The organism is Spongiactinospora rosea, assembly GCF_003315795.1.
GTDB classification, from domain to species: Bacteria; Actinomycetota; Actinomycetes; order Streptosporangiales; family Streptosporangiaceae; genus Spongiactinospora; species Spongiactinospora rosea.
The window spans coordinates 54,652-73,210 of sequence record NZ_QMEY01000024.1 but is presented as its reverse complement, the minus strand read 5'-3'; the positions used below and the strand labels follow the sequence as shown (position 1 = coordinate 73,210).

General features: G+C 72.7%; 19 protein-coding genes. 6 read left to right on the top strand and 13 right to left on the bottom strand.

What is annotated here, in order from left to right:
- The first annotated feature begins 11 nt into the window (after positions 1–11).
- From DP939_RS36250 to DP939_RS36235, 4 genes are all read left to right on the top strand, one after another.
- Positions 12–1,610, top strand: a complete 1,599-nt coding sequence (locus DP939_RS36250) for an FAD-dependent monooxygenase (RefSeq protein WP_113985408.1) — start codon at positions 12–14, stop codon at positions 1,608–1,610.
- Positions 1,610–2,830, top strand: coding sequence for a cytochrome P450 (locus DP939_RS36245; RefSeq protein WP_113985352.1), 1,221 nt, complete (start codon positions 1,610–1,612; stop codon positions 2,828–2,830). The genes DP939_RS36250 and DP939_RS36245 overlap by 1 nt, the downstream gene beginning before the upstream one ends.
- Positions 2,823–3,575 carry a class I SAM-dependent methyltransferase gene (locus DP939_RS36240; RefSeq protein ID WP_113985351.1) on the top strand — a complete coding sequence of 251 codons (753 nt, stop codon included), beginning with the start codon at positions 2,823–2,825 and terminating at the stop codon, positions 3,573–3,575. Before DP939_RS36245 ends, DP939_RS36240 begins: the two co-directional genes overlap by 8 nt.
- 67 nt (positions 3,576–3,642) lie before the next feature.
- The gene (locus DP939_RS36235; RefSeq protein WP_113985350.1) at positions 3,643–4,887 is read left to right on the top strand and encodes a cytochrome P450; all 1,245 of its coding nucleotides are present in this window, start codon (positions 3,643–3,645) and stop codon (positions 4,885–4,887) included.
- 214 nt (positions 4,888–5,101) lie between these two features.
- Here the strand turns inward: DP939_RS36235 and DP939_RS36230 are convergent, their stop codons facing one another.
- The 9 genes from DP939_RS36230 to DP939_RS36190 are packed head-to-tail and all read right to left on the bottom strand — an operon-like array spanning position 5,102 to position 11,655.
- Complete coding sequence (locus tag DP939_RS36230; RefSeq protein WP_113985349.1) at positions 5,102–5,476, bottom strand: ectoine synthase; 375 nt, start codon at positions 5,474–5,476, stop codon at positions 5,102–5,104.
- A gap of 12 nt (positions 5,477–5,488) precedes the next feature.
- Positions 5,489–5,893: an AMP-binding protein gene (locus DP939_RS36225; RefSeq protein WP_113985348.1), complete on the bottom strand. Its 405-nt coding sequence runs from the start codon at positions 5,891–5,893 to the stop codon at positions 5,489–5,491.
- Positions 5,894–5,950: 57 nt separating this feature from the next.
- A complete protein-coding gene (locus DP939_RS36220; RefSeq protein WP_113985347.1) occupies positions 5,951–7,339 on the bottom strand; it encodes a class I adenylate-forming enzyme family protein in 1,389 nt (462 codons plus the stop codon).
- Complete coding sequence (locus DP939_RS36215; protein WP_113985346.1) at positions 7,336–7,863, bottom strand: coronafacic acid synthetase; 528 nt, start codon at positions 7,861–7,863, stop codon at positions 7,336–7,338. Before DP939_RS36215 ends, DP939_RS36220 begins: the two co-directional genes overlap by 4 nt.
- On the bottom strand, positions 7,860–9,005 hold the full coding sequence (locus DP939_RS36210; RefSeq protein WP_199565647.1) for a beta-ketoacyl-[acyl-carrier-protein] synthase family protein: 1,146 nt from the start codon (positions 9,003–9,005) through the stop codon (positions 7,860–7,862). The genes DP939_RS36215 and DP939_RS36210 overlap by 4 nt, the downstream gene beginning before the upstream one ends.
- A complete protein-coding gene (locus DP939_RS36205; RefSeq protein ID WP_199565646.1) occupies positions 9,002–9,523 on the bottom strand; it encodes a 3-hydroxyacyl-ACP dehydratase FabZ family protein in 522 nt (173 codons plus the stop codon). The genes DP939_RS36210 and DP939_RS36205 overlap by 4 nt, the downstream gene beginning before the upstream one ends.
- Positions 9,510–9,959 carry an acyl-CoA thioesterase gene (locus DP939_RS36200; RefSeq protein ID WP_113985344.1) on the bottom strand — a complete coding sequence of 150 codons (450 nt, stop codon included), beginning with the start codon at positions 9,957–9,959 and terminating at the stop codon, positions 9,510–9,512. The genes DP939_RS36205 and DP939_RS36200 overlap by 14 nt, the downstream gene beginning before the upstream one ends.
- Positions 9,956–11,356, bottom strand: a complete 1,401-nt coding sequence (locus DP939_RS36195; protein ID WP_113985406.1) for an aminotransferase class III-fold pyridoxal phosphate-dependent enzyme — start codon at positions 11,354–11,356, stop codon at positions 9,956–9,958. The genes DP939_RS36200 and DP939_RS36195 overlap by 4 nt, the downstream gene beginning before the upstream one ends.
- A gap of 14 nt (positions 11,357–11,370) precedes the next feature.
- Positions 11,371–11,655 (bottom strand): acyl carrier protein, encoded by a 285-nt coding sequence (locus tag DP939_RS36190; RefSeq protein WP_113985343.1) that lies wholly within the window; start codon positions 11,653–11,655, stop codon positions 11,371–11,373.
- A 558-nt stretch (positions 11,656–12,213) separates the two neighbouring features.
- Here DP939_RS36190 and selA point away from each other — a divergent pair.
- Entirely contained in the window at positions 12,214–13,497 is a 1,284-nt protein-coding gene (gene selA / locus DP939_RS36185) for an L-seryl-tRNA(Sec) selenium transferase (protein WP_113985342.1), read from the top strand.
- On the opposite strand, the gene DP939_RS36180 is transcribed toward selA, so the two are convergent.
- The 4 genes from DP939_RS36180 to DP939_RS36165 form a co-directional block, all read right to left on the bottom strand.
- Positions 13,498–14,463, bottom strand: coding sequence for a TIGR03557 family F420-dependent LLM class oxidoreductase (locus tag DP939_RS36180; protein WP_113985341.1), 966 nt, complete (start codon positions 14,461–14,463; stop codon positions 13,498–13,500).
- Between the two features lie 62 nt (positions 14,464–14,525).
- Entirely contained in the window at positions 14,526–15,059 is a 534-nt protein-coding gene (locus tag DP939_RS36175) for a ferritin-like domain-containing protein (RefSeq protein ID WP_113985340.1), read from the bottom strand.
- A 70-nt stretch (positions 15,060–15,129) separates the two neighbouring features.
- Positions 15,130–16,353: a metal-dependent hydrolase family protein gene (locus DP939_RS36170; protein WP_113985339.1), complete on the bottom strand. Its 1,224-nt coding sequence runs from the start codon at positions 16,351–16,353 to the stop codon at positions 15,130–15,132.
- 54 nt (positions 16,354–16,407) lie between these two features.
- Positions 16,408–17,379: a hypothetical protein gene (locus tag DP939_RS36165; protein WP_113985338.1), complete on the bottom strand. Its 972-nt coding sequence runs from the start codon at positions 17,377–17,379 to the stop codon at positions 16,408–16,410.
- Positions 17,380–17,546: 167 nt separating this feature from the next.
- Between DP939_RS36165 and DP939_RS36160 the strand changes: the two genes are divergently transcribed.
- Positions 17,547–18,521, top strand: a complete 975-nt coding sequence (locus DP939_RS36160; RefSeq protein WP_158578904.1) for an adenylate/guanylate cyclase domain-containing protein — start codon at positions 17,547–17,549, stop codon at positions 18,519–18,521.
- The last annotated feature ends 38 nt before the right edge of the window (positions 18,522–18,559 follow it).

Genomic DNA, 18,559 nt, shown 5'->3' with positions numbered 1-18,559 from the left:
TGAGGAGCGAGATGACCGGTTCCGACCATGAGACCGACGTGCTGATCATCGGAGCCGGCCCGGTCGGGATGGCGCTGGCACTGGACCTGACGTACCGGAACGTGCCGTGCACGGTTGTGGACAGCGGCGACGGCCGGGTGCGCCACCCGAAGGTGAGCACGATCGGGGCCCGGTCGATGGAGCTGTTCCGTCGCTGGGGAGTCGCACAGCGGATCAGACAGGCGGGCTGGCCACCGGACCATCCGCTGGACATCGCCTGGGTGACCCAGGTCGGCGGGCACGAGATCTACCGCTACGAACGCGGCACGGCCGCCGACCGCCCGGAGTTCCTGCACACCCCCGAGCCGGACCAGGTTTGCCCCGCCCACTGGTTGAACCCGCTCCTGCTGGAGGAGCTGACCGGCAGGGACGGCTGCGATGTGCGCCTCCTTCACCGACTGGACTCCTTCACCCAGGACGATAACGCTGTCACCGCGCACGTCACCGATCTGACCTCCGGCCTGCCGCTCACCGTCCGCGCGCGATACCTCGTGGCCTGCGACGGCGCCTCCTCCCAGGTCCGGCGTGCCTGCGGCATCGAAGCGCCCTACCGGTACGAGACGCAGGAGTTCAGGAACGTCCTCTTCAAGGCGCCCGACCTGGCGGGGAAGCTCACCGCGATGGGCCTGCGCACCGCCATGGTCTACTTCCTGCTCCGGTCGGCGAGCCTGCGCTTCCCCATGCGGTCACTGGACGGCGCCGGCCTGTACAACCTGGTGGTGAGCGGTGCCACAGCGTCGCACGACGCGGGTGCTCTGGTACGGGAAACCATCGCCGTCGACGTCCCGGTCGAGGTGCTGTCCGACGGGGCCTGGCACCTGACCCAGCGGATCGCCGATCGCTACCGGCACGGGCGTGTGCTGCTCGCCGGCGACGCCGCCCACACCCTCTCGCCCTCCGGCGGGTTCGGGATGAACACCGGGATCGCTGATGCCGCGGACCTCGGGTGGAAGCTCGCCGCCCTGCTGTCGGGCTGGGCGGGTCCGGCGATGCTCGACAGCTACGATCTGGAGCGGCGGCCCGTCGCGGTACGCAACCTGGAGGCCGCCAACGCCAACCTGACCAGGACGACCGGCCAGGTCCTGCCCGCCGACCTGCACGCCGACACGGCAGCGGGGAAGCAGGCCCGCGCACGGATGGCCGATCGGTTGCGCAACGGGGGTGCGCGCCGGGAGTTCGACGCCCCTGAGATCCACTTCGGCTACCGGTACTCCTCCCCGCTCGTCCTTGGTGAACGGGTAGAGCTCACGCCCGGGTGGCGGCCGGGCAGCGACCCCGGCTACCGCGCCGCACACGCCTGGCTCCGCCCCGGCACATCCACTCTCGACGTGTTCGGCCGCGGTTTCACCCTGCTGTGCTTCCACCCCGAGGCGGCGCCGTACGGGTTGGAGCGCGCGTTCCGCGACCGAGGCGTCCCCCTGTCGGTACTGGTGTGCCGGGACGAGAAGATCGCCGCCCTGTACGGCCACCCCTACGTCCTGGTACGGCCCGACGACCACGTCGCCTGGCGAGGACACCGGCCGCCGGACGACCCGCTCGAACTCGTCGACGCCGTGCGGGGAGCCGCCTGATGTTCGCTCCCACCGGCTGGCCGCAAGAGCACCTGGCCGACCCCTACCCCGTCTACCGGCGGTACAGGGAGCAGGATTCGGTGCAGCGAGGCGAGGGCGGCACCTGGTACGTCTTCGGCTACGACGAGGCGTACGAGGTCCTCACCAGCCCCGCCTTCGGGCGGGGACCCGGCGGACCGGTCAGCGACCGTAGCCCGGCGCTGCGCCGGCTCGTCCAGAACTGGCTGGTCTTCATGGATCCGCCGCGGCACACCGAGCTTCGTGACCTGTTACAGGCCACGTTCTCACCCAAGGTCGTGCGGGCGCTGCGCCCCTGCGTCACCGCCATCGCCGCAGAGCTGCTCGCCCCGCTGCAGGAGAAGCCGCTGATCGACCTCGTCCGGGACTTCGCCGCGCCCTTCCCCCTCCTGGTCATCTCCGAGTTGCTGGGCGTCCCATCCGAGCGCCGCGACTGGTTCAGGGAGCGTGCCGTGTGGTTGCAGGGGGCGAGTACGTCCCGCGCCGGCCGTACCGGCAGGACCGGGGCGGACCTGGCCGAACGCGCGGCCCGCGAGCTGGCGGCGTACTTCTCCGAGCAGGCTCGGCTGCGCGCTCGGGCACCCCGCGAGGACCTGCTCTCGCTCCTGGTCGCTGCCGCCCGGAAAGGCACGGCGCTGAGCGAGGACGAGATCGTCGGCACCTGCGTGCACCTGCTGACCGCCGGCCACGAGACCACGACCCATCTGCTCACCAAGGGAACGCTGGCCCTGCTGCGCAGGCCAGGGGTCCTGCGGCGCCTGCGCTCCGATCCCGCCTTGCTCCCCACCGCGGTGGAAGAACTGGTCCGCTTCGACTCGCCGGTGCAGATGGTCAGCCGGTGGGCCCGGCAGGACCAGCTGCTCGGGGGCAAGCGCATCAGGGCCGGGGAGAAGGTCGTGCCGGTCCTCGGTGCGGCCAACCGCGACCCTGCCCGCTTCCCCGCGCCGGACCTTCTGCGCCTGGACCGGCCGCCGGCCCGCCATACGGGGTTCGGCCTGGGCATCCACTACTGCCTGGGCGCCAGCCTGGCGCGCGCGGAGGCCGAGATCGGACTGGCCGCTCTCTTCGCCGCCTTTCCCGGCATGACCTTGCCGTCGGAGCCGCCCGTCTTCGACGACGACCTGATCTTTCATGGACCGACCCGATTCCCGCTGGTGACGACGATCTCGCACCCGACAACGAAGGAGCGACCATATGCCTGATCCGATGACCCTGTCGGAGTTCCACTTCGACGCCAACTATCGCGGTGACTCCATCTACGCCGAGGACTCCCCGCTGCACGCGATCTACCGCGACGTGGTGCCGTGGGACATCGGCGGCCCGCAACCTGTGGTCGTCGCCCTGGAAGCGGAGGGCGCCTTCCGCGGGGAGGTGCTCGACGTCGGTTGCGGGCTCGGCGACAACACCCTGTTCCTGGCCGGGCGTGGGCACCGGGTCACCGCCTTGGACGTCTCCCCCAAGGCGATAGAACGGGCCGGCGAGCGGGCGCGCTCCCTCGGGCTGGAGATCACGTTCGTGGTGACGGACGCCGTCACGCTGCGAAGCCTGGAGGGCAGGGCCTATGACACAGTGATCGACAGTGCGCTCTATCACGGCCTGGACCCCGAGCAGCGCCGTAAGTACGCCGCCGCCTTGCACGGGGTGACCGCTCCGGGCGCGCGACTGCACATCGCCTGCTTCTCCGACGAGGTCCCCAGGGAGATCCTGGCGCCCAACCGGTGCTCGGAGCAGGACATCAGGCGCACCCTGACCGACGCCGGCTGGTCGATCACGCGCTTTGACCGCGCCACCTACACCGCCAGTCCCGACTTCACCCGCGACCTGCTCCACCGGATCGTGGAAGCGATGAACGTGGCCGACGGCGCGTCGTTCGTCGAAGGGCTGCCCGCCGACGACCAGGGCCGCCTGCTCCTGCCCATCTGGCAGGTCTCGGCCGAGCGCGTCTGACGACCCCGCGCGCGACCGGAGCCGCCGGTGGCGCCGCAACCCATTCCTGCTTGTGAGCGGAGGATCGATGAGCCCGACCATTTCCGTCGACGTACTGCAACGACTGGCGGCTCCTGAGGAGCGCGCCAATCCCTATCCGTTCCTGCACTGGCTGCGCGAGAACGAGCCGGTGCATCTGACCACGGCCGGTTTCTACCTGCTGAGCCGGCACGGGAACGTGCAGTGGGCGCTGCAGAACACCGGCAACGCGCTGACCGTGCCCGGCAGGGAGGATCTGCGGCACCAGTTCCCGCAGGCCGACCGGCACCGGGCCGTCGCCATTCAACTGGACGCATTCGCGAGCAAGCACGAGAGCGCCTACACCGGCCTGCGCAAGCTGATGAGCCGTGACCTGTCGGTCAAGAACGTGGAGGGTCTGCAGGCCGACATCAGCGCCAAGTGCGAGCGCCTCCTGGACGCGATCACAGAGCGGCTGCGCGACGGTGAGGTCGTCGACTTCCACGAGACGGTCTCACGCCCCTTGACCATCGAGGTGTTCGCTGACCTGTTCAGCGTGCCGGAGGACGTCCGCGACCGGCTGTCCAGCGACGTGGTCGAGGTGATGGCCGCTCTGGAGGCCCGCGACGAGGACACCCTGAACTCCGCGGATGCCGCCGCCGAGCGCGTGGAGGCGTACTTCCGCGAGGAGATCGAGCAGCGCAGGCGCGCGCCGGGCGACGACCTGCTGAGCACGCTCGTCACGGCCCACGACGGGACCGCCAGGCCCGGGGACGACCGCCTGATGCTGGGTCTGCTCTGGGTCATGTGGATGACCGGCTATGACAGCACCGCGGCCGGCATCGACCGCGGCCTCCAGGCGATGCTTGACCACCCTGACCAGCTCTACTGGCTACGTGGCAGCTATGACGAGGCCGCCGCGTTCGTCGAGGAGGCGCTGCGGCACGACGGCGTGGTGCTGTTCACCCCGATCCCGCGAGTGGCCACCACCGACATCGAGTTCGACGGGCACACCCTGCCCAAGGGGGCCCCAGTGCGGATGGTGCTCGCCGCCGCCAACCGTGACCCGGAGGTGTTCTCCGACCCCGACCGCTTCGATCCCGGGCGCAACCACAACGCCACGTTGAGCATGGGGTACGGAATGTACTACTGCAACGGCGCGGCGCTGGTACGGACGGAGATGAACATCCTGCTCACCATGATGCACCGCCGTTTCCCGCAGTTGAGCGCCGCCGGGGAGCCCGTGTGGACCCAGGCCGTGGGCACCGCCATCGGCACCCGGGGCGTGGACCACCTGCCGATCCGCCTGACCTGAGGGCAGGGTTGCACCTTTCCTCCCGATCCGCCTGACTGCGGCCGGGCCGGTCCACTGCGCCGGCCGCCGATGAACCGCCCGCACTTGGGAGGATCGGCATTCCAGGAGCCGCCGCGTCGGGCGCCGGCGGTGGCTTTTGGAATGCCCGCGGGCTGCCCGGAAGGAGCGCGCCGTCTGCGTCGTCAGACCCTCACAGCCGCTCGGCGATGATCGTCTAGCGCCTCACGGGTCCAGTACGCCGGTCTCCCGTTCCCTCGATCGGGGGGTCGAAGACGCAGATGAGCCGGGTGGGCTCGGTGACGGCGAGGGTGAACCTGGAACCGGGGGGCGCGACCCACAGTACGCCGGGACCGACGGCGTGCTCCTCGCCAGTCTCCAGGTCGACGGCGGTGGCCGCGCCGCTGAGGCAGTAGGCGATCTCGGTGCGGTCGGGGTAGCCGTAGGCGGCCTTGGTACCGGGGTTGAGGGTGGTGTCGGTGAGGCCGACGCCTGCGCCGTCCTCGGCGAGCAGCAGGCGGGTGCTGCGGTAGTACTCGTGGTGGACGTCCCGCTCGGTGTGCAGGATGTCGGCGATGTCGCGAAAAATCATGGCTGGCTCCTCTCAGGATCGCCGGAACGCACAGGTGATGCCGTGGCCTTCGAGGGCGGTCAGCCAGCGGCGCACCGCCTGCGGCTCCGCCGCGGCGCGGTGCAGGCCGGGCGGGGTCAGGCCGGGCGGGGTCAGGCCGGGCGGGGTCAGGCCGGCGAGGATGTCACCGATCCCGCACGCGAGCGCCGTGGACACCAGCCGCGGCGTCGCCGCCTCCTTCTCGTCGCCCACCAGCTCGGCCGGCCGGTCCAGGCAGACGCCGATCCGGGTGCCCGCGGTCGCGCCGTGGGCCGCGAGCCGGTGGGCCACCTCGCCGGAGGCGGCCCACAGTTCGCCGTAGGTCAGGGAGCGCCCGCCGGACGTCACCGCCTCGGCGTCCGGGGCCTCGCGGACCCGGTCCGTGACGACCCGTGGCACGGGGGCGGCCCGATCGCGGGCCGAAGGTCGTTCATCGTCTCTCCGCCGAGGCGGTGCTCACTTGTGCCAGCCCGCGTCCGAGATCGGGTGCAGCACGATCCGTGAGGGCCGTTCCGCCCGCAGCAGCAACCGGCGCAGGGTGCGCTCGATCTCCGCCGCCTGCGCGGGGTCCGGGCGGTCCACGTAGAGGTCGAGGTCGTAGCGGGGCTCGTCGTCGTTGCGGTACACCCGCGTGGTGGCCCGCAGCACGCCGGGGATCGCCGCCGCCAGCTCCCTGACCGACGGCAGCCAGACCTTCTCGTCGTTGACGACCAGCGAGTCCGACAGCCGTCCCCGGTAGTAGTGGTAGCCGTCCCCGTCGATCTCGAAGAGGTCGCCGGTGGCGATGGTCCGGGACGCGACCAGCGGGTCCGGCCGGTCGTCCGGCACCCGGCGGCGCAGCACGGTGTCCGACCGCACCAGCAGTTCGCGCGAGCCGTCGCCGAGCGGGGCCGGGCGCAGGGCGGTGGTGACGCCGGGCAGCGGCAGGCCCACCGAGGCGTGCCGGTGCGGGGGTTCCAGGTGGGCGGCCAGGGTGGAGACCCGTGGTCCGGCCTCGGTGAGGCCGTAGGTGAGGTACAGCTCCAGGCCGGGGTGCGCGGCGAGCACCCGCCCGACGTGCTGCGGGCCGAGGTGGTCGCCGCCGACGGTGAGCACCCGCAGGGGCCGCGACCAGGCCACGGTCCCGGCCAGCCGGACGACCAGCGCCGGGGTCAGCGACGACAGCGTGACGCCCTGCTCGCGCAGCGTCGCCGCGTACGCCACCGGGGTGAACGGCGGCCCGCACACCACCAGGCGCGACCCTGTGACCAGCGCGGCCAGCGCCTGGGCCACCAGGCCGTAGGAGTAGTGCAGCGGGAGGTTGAGCAGCACCGTGTCGCCCGCGCGCTGGCCGATCGCCCGCGCGTGCAGGGCGGCGTTGCGCAGCAGCGAGCCGATGCCGTGCAGGCAGCCGCTGAAGATGCCGGACGTGCCGGACGTCATCAGGATCACCTCGCCGGGGGCGTGCCGCCGCCGCTGCGGCCAGGGGGCGATGATCGCCTCGCCGTCACCGGCCCGATGCCTGGCCGCCGCGCCGTACCGCTGGGGGTCCACCCGGGGTGCGATCAGCGCGCCCGCCCCGAACCGGCGGCCGATCGCCTCGATCCGCGCGGCACCGGCCGACGGGGGTACGAGGACCGGCACCCCGCCGGTGAGCAGGACCGCGAAGAAGCAGGCGAGCAGCGGCGTCCCGTTGGGCAGGGCGATGAGCACCGGGGTCCCCGGCGGCGTGCCGAGGGCCGCCAGGTCATCGGCGACGGACGACAGCGGCGCGGCGGGACCGGACCGGTCGAGGTCCACCACGCTGGTCAGGAAGGCGTGGATCTCGTCCTGGCCCGGCAGTCCGTCCACCTGGATCGCGCTCATCGGCCCGGCTCCGGCGCCAGGACGCCGCAGCGCACCCGGTGCCCGCCCTCCGCCGTCGCCTCGTGCGCGCTGACCACGGCGTACGCGGCCTGCCCCGACCGCAGCCAGGAGCGGACGAGGGTCCGTGCGACGGGCAGGCCCCTGTCCGGGTGGGTGGCCAGGGTGAGCGAGGGCCCTCTGAACCCGCGGGCGACGCAGGTGAGGCTGCCCCCGCCGCCCGGACTGGCCCCGGCGAACCGGAGCGGGGAGACCCGGCCGCCGGGCGCCGCCCGCGCGACCGCCTCCATGGTCAGCAGCGTGCAGAGCGGACTGATCAGGATGACGGCCACGTCGTCTCGCGCCTCGTACAACTCGTCCGAGCAGGTAGAAAGGGCGTCCTCGACGGCGTCCACCACGAGCCAGGCGAGCGGGTCGGCGTACAGGGAGGGGATCCTGCTGCGCACCGGGCGCAGTTCGGCGCAGGCGGCCTCCCCCGTCGCCCGCACGACGACGCCCTCGCCCGCGAGCGAGCCGATCTCGCTCATGTCGCCGCCCCGAAGGCCAGGCAGGTGTTGAAGCCGCCGAAGCCGAGCGTCACGCTCAGCCCGACCCGGCCCTCGAACGCCGCCGGGCCGCCCAGCGGCAGCCGGAGCGGGAAGCCCGGCATGACGTTCGTCAGGCCGTGGACCGGCGGCACGACCCCCTCGCGCAGGGCCAGCAGCACGGCGACGGCCTCCATCGCGCCGGTGGCCCCGAGCGTGTGCCCGAACGCGCCCTTGGTCGCGAACGCCAGCGGCCCCGCCGTGCCGTCCCCAGCGAACACGCGTGCGTAGCTGCGGCACTCCACCAGGTCGTTGACGGGCGTGCCGGAGCCGTGCGCGTTGATCACGGCGACGTCCGCCGCCGATCGGCCGGCGGACCGCAGCGCCCGGCCCACGGCCGCCACGACGCTGTCGCCGGACAGGTCGGGGGCCGCGGTGTTCACCGCGTCGTTGGCCGAGCCCGCGCCCAGCAGGCGTCCGTGCGGCCGGGCCCCGCGCGCCCTGGCCGAACGGCCGGACTCCAGCACCAGGAAGGCCGCGCCCTCGCCGAGCAGCGTTCCGTCGTGGGCCTGGTCGAACGCCCGCAGCGCGGTCGGCGACATGGTGCCGAGCACCGTGTGGCCGAGCCGCTTGGCCGGGGTGAGGACGTCCGCCGCGCCGCAGAGGCAGATCTCCGCGTCGCCGCTCCGGATCAGCTCCGCGCCGACCAGCAGGGCGTCGGAGCCCGAGGAGCAGGCCGTGGTGAGCGAGACCGGGGCGTGGGCCATGCCCAGCGCGCCGGTGACCTCCGCGCACCAGTCGTCCAGAGAGGCCACACCCGTGGTGTCCAGGTGGGCGGCGAAGCTGGTCCCGAAGACCGTCCGCAGCCGCGGGTCGGTGACCTCAAGGCCCGCGTCGGCCACGGCGCCGGCCACGGTGTCGCGGGTGAGGATGTACTGCCGCTCGCGCGGGTCCTTCTCCAGCGGGAGGTCCGCGAGCACGGCGGCGCCCTCGTTGCGCAGCGGGTGCGGCGAGGGCACCGGCCGGATGCCGCCCGCGCCGCCGAGCAGGCGGTCCCACACCTCGCGCAGGCCGGAGCCGAGCGCGGAGGACCACGCCATTCCGGTGACCCAGACCTCCGGCTCTCCCGTGGCCGGGCCGCTCACCACAGCATCCTCCCCAGGTCCGCGACCTTGACCCGCACGAGCGTGCCGCTGAACACGGCCACGGGCCGGTCCTCCACGGTCGCCCGGCCGGAGAAGAAGAACGTGGTGTCCTCGATCCGCTCGCTGCGCACCCGGAAGACCACCTGGTCGCCGGGGACCACGATGCGGGTGAACCGCGACTTCATCGAGCCGATGAGGGTGAGCTCGTCGTCCGCGACCGGGGAGGTGCTGACCTGGTACAGGATGATCCCGGACTGGGCGAACGCCTGGGTGAGGTGGCTGGCCGGGAAGATCGCGCGTTCCGGGAAGTGCCCGGCGATGACGTCCATCGTCCCGGAGACCATGAGGCTGCTGGTCAGGTGCGAGCCGGGCGCGTAGTCCAGCACCCGGTCGATGTAGATCATGGGATGCCGGTGGCGGAGCCATTGCTTCAGTTCGGTGAAGCCCATGGTCGTGGTCTGTGCTACAGGTTCGGCCGGTTCACCGGGGGCCGTGCTGACCGGCTCAGATGTCTGCATGTCGGCGGCACTCCTTGAGCAGTGTGCGGAGCTTTTCCGGGAGCGGTCGCGCGGTGCCGCACGCCCGGCCGGCCACGCCGAAGACGAACACGCCGGTGGACAGCGCGCGTGGCTCCGCCTCGGGGCCGGAGGGCACGAGCGTGATCGTGCCGGACAGCCGGAAGCTCGCCGCGCCGACGTGCAGGACGTCGGCGGCGAGGTCCAGGTGGTCGCGGAAGCGGGCCGGGGCGTGGTAGCGCATGCGCAGGTCCACCACGACGAGGTCGAGACCGAGGCGGGCCAGGGCGTCGATGCCCGTGCCGATGCGGTCGAGGTGGGCGAGGGCCGCGGTTTCGAGCAGGGTCGCGTGGCGCGCGAAGTGGACGACGCCGGAGGCGTCGATGTCCACGTGCTCGACGCGATGCCGGACGGCGGCGGGCGCGAGGTCGGTGGTCACCTGGCCGCCTCGCGAATCGCCCGGGAACCGGCGGCGATCCGCTCGACGATCGACTCCGCCTCGGACTCGGTGATGATGAGCGGCGGGGCGACCCGCATGGTGGGGAAGACGTAGCGCAGGCCGTGCGAGCGCCGTCCCGCGCCCGCCATGAACTCCACGTACACGCCGCTTCTGATCATGTGCTCGCGGAACGCGGGGACGTCCCTGGCGGCCGCCTCGGTCAGCTCCACGCCGTGCATCACGCCCAGTCCCCTGGCCTCGTGGTAGAGGTCGGGGAAGCGTTCCACCACCTCCTGCCGGAGCAGCGTCCCCAGGTGCTCCCCCACCTTGCGCGACCGTTCGAGCAGGCCCTCGGCGTGGATGTGGCCGATGCCCGCGCCCATCACGGCGCAGGTGATCGGGCGCAGGTCGGAGGTGGCGACCGCGCCGGTCTCCCGTACGGTGAGCTCGCGGCGGGCCACGACCATGGACGTGGTCAGCACGCCCATGCCGAGGCTCTTGCCGAGCACGGTGACGTCGGTGGGGATGGGCCCTTCGTCGTCCGTCATGCCGAAGAACCGGCCGGTCTTGGCGAAGGTCAGGATCTCGTCGGCGACGAGCAGCGCGCCGCCGTCCCGGCACAGCCGGGCCACCTCGCGCAGGTAGCCGGGCGGCGGGGTGAGGATACCGGCGTCGCCCTGGACGGGCTCGATGACCACGCCCAGCAGCCGGTGCCCGTTGGCCGCGAAGTACTCCCTGGCCGCCTCGATCTCGCCGAACGGGATGTGCTCGACGGTGACGCCGAACGGCTCCGCGGCCAGGGTGGGCAGCCCGGCCCGGTAGTGCCGCCGGTTGATCAGCGGCAGCAGCGCGCCCGTCCAGCCGTGCCAGGCCCCCTCGAAGGCGAGGATGACGTCGCGGCCCCCGCGTCCCTCGGCGGGCCGCAGCCGGCGGCGGTCGAAGCGGGACTCCAGCACCAGGCGCAGCGCCAGTTCCATCCCCTCCGAACCGGAGTTACGGCCGCTGACGTGGTACTCGCCGACGGGGAACCGGTCCGACCACAGCCCGCCGGGGCCGAACAGGCGCGCGAGCAGCCGGGCCCGTTCCAGGGAGGCGATCTCGTCGGTCACGTAGCCGCTGTCCTCGATGGCCCGCTGGAGGGCGGCGGCGATCACCGGCGAACCGGCTCCGAGGCACGCGGACGCGTACCCGCCGCTCGCGTCGAGCACGTCCAGCGACCGGCCCGCCCGCGGGCCGTCGAGTTCGACGAACCGCTGGACGATCCCCTTGGCCCCGGTACAGCAGAAGGGCAGGCGCGTTCCGTAGTGGTTCATGTGCACGGACCGGTCGAACCCGAGGTCCGGCCCGCCGGTCTCGGGCCCGCCGGGGAGGACGGGGGTGAGTGTTTCGGCCGGCATCAGGTGCGGTCCGCTCACTGGGCCCGGTCCGCGCCGGCGCGCGCCCGCAGCTCTCCGACCAGCCGGGAGATGGAGCGGATGGTGGCGAAGTTCTCCGGGGTGAAGTCCTTCTCCGTGATGCTGATGCCGAATCTGTCCTCGCATTGGACGCGCAGCTCGACATAACCCAGGGAATCGAGCCCCGCAACGCTTCGAAGGCCGTCGTCGAGCCCAATGTCCGGCACCTCGACGAACAGATCCCTAATCAGGATCGACCGGATCGCCTGCTCGATCTCGGCCGTCTCTTGATTGGATGACATACGGCATGCGCTCCTTACACAAGGGGGTCGTCATAATGCGCGGAAAAGGTCGGCGGGCATGCGGTATACCGCGCTTTAGGCGGCATGATGATGCCGCGGCAAAAAGGGGATGTACGTACGGATGCGGGCCTGACCTGGGACGTTCTTGACTTGCCCGAACAGACGATACCCAGCGGCCTGGTCTATGACAATACGCGGATACAAACATCGCAGCGTCCTGACCGAATTTCGACCCTGAGTAAACACGTTGCACACCTGACCCCGATATGGCCACTCCTTCGTTTCCGGCAGCATCATTTCCGGCAACCTCTGCTTAACCTCGCCACCGGACGATCGGCCCGACTTCCCCCCAATTCCGAGAAAATCTGGCAGTAGACCGGTGCGCTATCGGGCGGCACGAAATCAAAGGCCCGCGCACCCCTCCGGTCTCCCGGTTCTTCGGCCACCGCGCCCTCAGCGCGGCCCTGATCCCACCCCTGACGGCACCCCCTGGGGGCGGACGCGCGGTGGTGGGGTGGTGCCGGGGATTCGGCTTCGGCGGCGGTATCTTTGATCGACATGGACCACCGCAGGCGGATTCCGCGTACGGACGCCGTGCTGGCCGACGCGCGGATGCGCGCGGCGCTGTCCGCGCTGGGCCGGGCGCAGGTCAAGGCGGCCGTGGCAGCGGCGCAGGAGCGGGCCAGGGCGGGTGAGATCGCCCCCGCCGACGTGGTGGAGGCCGCGCTGGCGGCGCTGGCCCCGGCCGCGCCGCTGCGCCCGGTGATCAACGCCACGGGGGTGCTGCTGCACACCAACCTCGGCCGCGCCCCGCTGGCCGAGGCCGCGATCGAGGCCGTGGCCGCCGCCGCGGGACCGGCCGACGTCGAGTTCGACCTGGTCACCGGCCGCAGGGCGCGGCGGGGCAGGAGCGCGCTGGCGGCGCTGGCCGCCGCCGTGCCGGAGGCCGGCGACGTCCATGTGGTCAACAACAACGCCGCCGCGCTGGTCCTCGCCGCGACCGCGCTGGCCGCCGGCGGCGGGGAGATCGTGATCAGCCGCGGCGAACTGGTCGAGATCGGCGACGGGTTCCGCATCCCCGAACTGCTGGCCGCGACCGGCGCGACCCTGCGCGAGGTCGGCACGACCAACCGCACCACCCCGGCCGACTACGCGGCGGCGGTCGGCCCGCGGACCGGGTTCGTGCTGAAGGTGCACCCCTCCAACTTCCGCGTGGAGGGCTTCACGGGTGCGGCCGGGATCGCCGAACTGACCGGCCTCGGCGTGCCCGTGGTGGCCGACGTCGGCTCGGGGCTGCTGGATCCGGAGCCCGCGCTGCCCGGTGAGCCCTCGGTGCGCGGCGCGCTGCGCGAGGGGGCCGACCTGGTGACGGCGAGCGGCGACAAGCTGGCCGGCGGCCCGCAGGCCGGGCTGCTGCTCGGGCGGGCCCCCCTGGTCGAACGGCTCAGGCGGCACCCGCTGGCGCGGGCGCTGCGGGTGGACAAGCTCACCCTCGCCGCCCTGGAGGCCACCCTGCACACCCCCGAGACCCCCGTACGACGGGCGCTGCGCGCGATGCCCGCAAGGCTGCGCGAACGCGCCACCGCCATCGCCGCCCAGCTCGGGCACCTGGACATCACGGTCGAGGAGGTGGCGGCCACCGTCGGCGGCGGCGGCGCGCCCGGCGTACGCCTGCCGAGCGCGGCGGTCAGCCTCCCCGCCCGCCTCGCCGGCCCGCTGCGCACCGGCGAGCCCCCGGTCGTGGGCCGGGTGGAGGACGGCCGGCTGCTGCTCGACCTGCGGGCCGTGCCCGAGAGCCGGGACGGCGACCTCGTGAAGGCGATCATCGCCGCCGGGCGCTGATCACAGCTCGCGCAGCGCGGGCAGCAGGTCGCTCTTGGCCCAGTCGAAGAACGCGTCCTGGTGGTCCGCGCCGATCTGGACCAGCGCGATGTGGGTGAAACCGGCGTCCACGTAGGCGCGGACGGCCTCCACCACCGCGCCGGCGTCCGATCCGCACGGCACGGTCGCGGCCACGTCGTCGGGGGTGACGGACTCGGCGGAGGCGGCGAAGTTGACCGGGCCGGGGAGTTCGGCCATGACCTTCCAACCGGCCGTCGACCAGCGCCACAGGCGGTGCGCCCGTTCCCTGGCCGCGGCGGCGTCGGTGTCGTAGGCGATCGCGAGCTGGCCGTACACGGGCTTGCCGCGCCCGCCGCCCGCGGCGAAGGCGTCCACCACGTCCGCGTCGGGCTCGGTGGCCACCAGGGCGTCGCCGTACTCCGCGGCGATCTCCGCCGAGCGCGGCCCCGAGGCCGCGATCGCCAGCGGGACCGGCCGTTCGGGCAGGTCGTAGAGCTTGGCGGAGTCCAGGTCGAAGAACTCGCCCCGGTATTCGCGGTAGCCGCCGCCGAACAGCCGCTGGATGATCTCGATGGCCTCGCGGAACATCAGGTGCCTGGTGTCCACCGACGGCCAGGCGTGCCCGACGACGTGCTCGTTGAGGTTCTCCCCCGAGCCCAGCCCCAGCGTGAAGCGGCCCTTGGACAGCACCCCCATGGTGGCCGCCTTCTGCGCCACCACCGCCGGGTGGTACCGCATGATCGGGCAGGTCACGTAGGTCATCAGCGGCAGCCGATCGGTCGCCTGCGCCGCCGCGCCGAGCACCGTCCAGGCGTACGGCGAGTGCCCCATCTCCTCAAGCCACGGGAAGTAGTGGTCGGAGATGACCGCGTAGTCGAAGCCGGCGCGCTCGGCGGTCGCGACGTCGCGCACGAGCTGACCCGGCGAGGTCTGCTCGCACATCATCGTGTAACCGATCTCTGCCATGCCGGGGACCTACCCGGGGTTCGCCCCGCGCAACGCCAAGGGTTCGCCCAGGGTCGCCCCGCTCAGCCGCCGAGCAGGTCCACCAGATCGTCGGCGTGCTCCTCTTCCTCCTCCATGATCGACTCCATCAGCCGCCTGGTGGTGGGGTCGTCCTCGCCCAGCCAGCGGATGATCTCCTGGTAGGTGGCGATGACGATCCGCTCCGCCTCCAGGTTGTCGCGCAGCATCTGCTGAAGGTCGTGGTCGGCGGGGGTGGTGTAGTCGGTGTGCGAGCGCTCGGCCAGCTTGGCCGGGTCGAACTCCGGCTCGCCGCCGAGCTGGGAGACCCGTTCGGCGGCGCGCAGCGCGTGGTCGAGTTCCTCCTTGGCGTGCTCGGTGAACTCCGCGGACACCTGCGCCCGGTCCACGCCCACCGCCGAGATGGCGTGCCGGGTGTACCGCAGCCAGCACACCACCTCGGTCGCGATCACGTCGTTAAGGATCTCGACGACGCGTTCCCGGTCCTTGCCGTAGGCGTCGGTCACCGGGCCCTCGGCCATCTTCTGCCGTGCCTGCTCGCGGATCCTCGTCACGTCGAGTACGAAGTCATCGCTCATGCCACTTGCCCCCCGAACGGTGTTCTGCCTGCTCATCGGCAGGATAGGAGGCGATGGGCCCGGCCTCGCGCTACCCGGCGGCGTGTCGCGGGGCGGTCGTCGCCTCCTGGACGACCGTGCCCCCCTGGATCACCGTGCGGCGCTCGGGGTCCGACCACAGCACCGAGGCGTCGGCCAGCGGGTCGCCGGGGAGCACGAGCAGGTCGGCGACGGCGCCCGGGCGTACCCGGCCGAGGTCGGAGCGGCCGATCAGTTCGGCGTTGACGCTGGTGGCGGCGCGCAGCGCGGCGAGCGGCCCTTCGACCTCGCTCTGCAGGCGCAGCCCGTTGAGCTGCTCGTCCTCCAGCACGCCCATCAGGTCGGTGCCGAAGCCGATCCGCACCCCGGCCCGCCTGGCCAGCTCGATCGCCTTGCGCCCGGCGTCCAGGACCTCGCGGTTCTTGTCCTGGGAGACCGGCGCGAGGCCGACCTCCGCGCCGCGCCGGTCCATCGCGTCGTAGGTGGCGAGCGTGGGCACCAGGAACGCGCCGCGCTCGGCCATCAGCCCGGCCGTCGCGGCGTCCATCAGGTTGCCGTGCTCGACGCTGCGCACGCCGTTGCCGACCGCGTGCGCGATGGCCTCGGGCGAGTAGGCGTGCGCGGCGACGTAGCTGCCGCGCCGCGCGGCCTCCTCGGTGACCGCGCGGATCTCCTCGGCGGAGTACTGCGGCACGCGGATCGGGTCGGTCGGCGAGACCACCCCGCCGGAGGCCATGATCTTGATGGCGTGCGCGCCGCGCCGGAACCTGTCGCGTACCGCCCGCCGCAGCGGGTCCACGCCGTCGACCACCTCGCCCATGTGCGTCCAGCAGGCGCACAGGTCCGCGTCGGCGGGCCGCAGGTCGCTGTGCCCGCCGGTCTGGCTGAGCGCGGGCCCGGTGTAGAGGTAGCGCGGCGCGGGGATCAGCCCTTCGGCGATGGCCTTGGCCAGGCCGGGGTCTCCCCCGGCGACGTCGCGGACGGTGGTGAAGCCGCGGGTCAGCGCCGCGCCGAGCCGCCGCGCGCCCGCCAGCGCCATGTAGCTGGGCGGGCTGGACTCCAGCGTCAGCAGGTCCAGGCTGGTGCCGTAGGCGTGGAAGTGGGCGTCGATGAGCCCGGGCACCACCGTGCCGCCGCCCCCGTCGAGGATCCGATCGGCCTGCGGCGGGGTGCCTCCCACCTGAACGATCTTCCCGTCGGAGATGTGGACGGGGCCTTCCTTGAGGTCCCCGGACTCCCCGTCGAACACGGTCACATTGACGATCGTCAAGCTCACGCCGCAATCCCCCCGTCTAGTTCGGCATCGCCTGACATTGTGCCCGTGCCGAGGTCAGAAGCGGAACGGGGGCCCCTCATGAGCGCCGGGCGGCCACTCGGGGAGCGTGGACGACCCGGGGGCGGTGTCCCTGACGGGAGGCAGGCCGGGGAGCGTGGGCGGGCCCGGCTCGGGGGGCGCGCCCTGGACGGCGGGCAGGTCGGGGAGCGTGGGCGGATCGTCGGCCGCGGGCAGCGCCAGCGTGCGCCCGGCGCTCACCGCGTCGCGGAGGCTCTGCGCCAGCGCCGCCTCCAGATCGGCGGCCTGGGCGGTCAGGTCGCGTACGCCCTCGGCGTCCTCCGTCCTGGCCAGCAGGTCCAGGTACTTCTGGTTACTGTCCAGCAGGTCGTGCGCGCGCAGCGCGGAGTCGGCGTTCTGGACCCTGCGGGCGTACTCCTCCAGGTCCTCCACCTGGCGGGTCACCGCGCGCACCGAACGGGCCAGCGCCTCCCGCTGCGGCCCCAGCACGGCCCGCAGTTCCGGGGTCATCGCCTCGCGCATCGCGTCGGCCTGTTCGGCGCGCAGCGCCGCCTGGTCCCACAGCACTTCCAGGATCCCGGTCAGCCGGCGCGGCAGCACGACGTCGTTGGCCACGTCGTCGAGCAGGCCCATCCGGCCCGCCCGCGACTCCTGGACCACGGCCACGGCCCGCCAGGCGCGGCCGTACAGCGTGTGCCCCTCGGCGTCCAGCCCGGCCGTGCCGGCCAGGCGCGCCTCACGGGCGGACGCCTCGTCCTCGTCCTCGTCGTCGAAGTGGTCGTAGTCGTTGAAGTCCGGGGCGACGTCGGTGTCGAGTCCCCGCACGCCGAGCAGCATGCCGACCACGAAGACCAGGAGGCCCACGACGACCGGCACGGCGGTCCAGCCCACGGCGGAGCCGGTCAGGAAGAAGGCGAGCGCGGCGAAGAACCCCGAGACGGCGACCTTGGAGAAGGGCTCCCACTGCTCGCCTTCCCCCGGGTCGTGCCGCTCTCCGAACAGGTCCACCTGTGGTCCGCCCCCCTGGACGCGCAGCCCGAAAGAAGGAGAATGTACAGAGCTTGATCGGACATCTTATGACAGGTCAGCCTGGCCATCCGCGCTTCGATTCGGAATGTCACCCGCAGGAGGTATGTTTCGGTTGCGAGGGTGGTGACACGACGGGCAGAAGGGTCATGGGGCGGGACAACCCGGCGGATTCGGCCGGACTGAGCGAGACGTTCCTGAGCGGGCATCGCCGGTACACGAGCCGGCAGGTGGCCGCGATGGCCGGTGTGCCGATGTACCGCGCCCGCCGGCTGTGGCGCGCGCTCGGCTTCGCCAACGTTCCCGACGACGCGGTGGAGTTCACCCATGCCGACGTCGAGGCGCTCAAGACGCTGGTCGGCATGGTCACCGCGGGGGCCTACGACGACGACCACCTACTGCTGATGACCAGGTCGCTCGGCAGCTACACGGCCAGGCTCGCCGAGTCGCAGGCCGAGCTGGGCTCGGAGGCGCTGGCCACGGCCGGGGTGCCGATGGCCGAGCGGGGCGCGGCCTGGCGCGGCCGGGCCGCCTGGGTGCTGCCCGAGCTGGAGAAGCTGCTGATCTACTCCTGGCGGCGGCACCTGGCCTCGGCGGCCGGCCGGCTGGTCGATCAGGAGAGCAACGCCGTGCGGCTGGCCGTGGGCTTCGCCGACCTCGTCGGGTTCACCCGGCTCAGCAGGCAGATCTCCGAGGGCGAGCTGGCCAGGCTGGTCGAGCGGTTCGAGGGCCGGTCGGCCGACGTGGTCGCCTCCTCGGGCGGGCGGCTGGTCAAGACGCTCGGCGACTCGGTGCTGTTCGTCACCGACACCGCGCACGAGTCCGCGGAGATCGCGCTGCGGCTACTGGAGGTGCACGGCCGCACCCGCGGCATGCCCGGGCTCCGCGTGGGCCTGGCCATCGGGCAGGTCATCGGCCGGATGGGCGACGTGTTCGGCGCCCCGGTCAACCTGGCCAGCAGGCTCACCGCGCTGGCCGAGGCGGGCAGCGCGCTGGCCGACCCGGCGATGGCCGAGGCGCTGGCCGACGACGCCGCGTTCGCGCTGCGCGCGGGCGAGCGGGTGACCGTGCGCGGGATCGGCGAGGTCACGCCCGTCGTGATCCGCCGGCGCAGGCCGGCCTAGCCCGCCGTCCCCGGGGTAGCGGGACCGCGACTTCGCAG

Coding starts and splice junctions, on each gene's coding strand:
- DP939_RS36245 (WP_113985352.1), top strand. CDS start 1,610: ATGTTCGCTCCCACCGGCTGGCCGCAAGAGCACCTGGCCGACCCCTAC.
- DP939_RS36250 (WP_113985408.1), top strand. CDS start 12: ATGACCGGTTCCGACCATGAGACCGACGTGCTGATCATCGGAGCCGGC.
- DP939_RS36160 (WP_158578904.1), top strand. CDS start 17,547: ATGGGGCGGGACAACCCGGCGGATTCGGCCGGACTGAGCGAGACGTTC.
- DP939_RS36190 (WP_113985343.1), bottom strand. CDS start 11,655: ATGTCATCCAATCAAGAGACGGCCGAGATCGAGCAGGCGATCCGGTCG.
- DP939_RS36240 (WP_113985351.1), top strand. CDS start 2,823: ATGCCTGATCCGATGACCCTGTCGGAGTTCCACTTCGACGCCAACTAT.
- DP939_RS36175 (WP_113985340.1), bottom strand. CDS start 15,059: ATGAGCGATGACTTCGTACTCGACGTGACGAGGATCCGCGAGCAGGCA.
- DP939_RS36235 (WP_113985350.1), top strand. CDS start 3,643: ATGAGCCCGACCATTTCCGTCGACGTACTGCAACGACTGGCGGCTCCT.
- DP939_RS36180 (WP_113985341.1), bottom strand. CDS start 14,463: ATGGCAGAGATCGGTTACACGATGATGTGCGAGCAGACCTCGCCGGGT.
- DP939_RS36220 (WP_113985347.1), bottom strand. CDS start 7,339: ATGAGCGCGATCCAGGTGGACGGACTGCCGGGCCAGGACGAGATCCAC.
- DP939_RS36230 (WP_113985349.1), bottom strand. CDS start 5,476: ATGATTTTTCGCGACATCGCCGACATCCTGCACACCGAGCGGGACGTC.
- DP939_RS36205 (WP_199565646.1), bottom strand. CDS start 9,523: ATGCAGACATCTGAGCCGGTCAGCACGGCCCCCGGTGAACCGGCCGAA.
- selA (WP_113985342.1), top strand. CDS start 12,214: ATGGACCACCGCAGGCGGATTCCGCGTACGGACGCCGTGCTGGCCGAC.
- DP939_RS36195 (WP_113985406.1), bottom strand. CDS start 11,356: ATGCCGGCCGAAACACTCACCCCCGTCCTCCCCGGCGGGCCCGAGACC.
- DP939_RS36215 (WP_113985346.1), bottom strand. CDS start 7,863: ATGAGCGAGATCGGCTCGCTCGCGGGCGAGGGCGTCGTCGTGCGGGCG.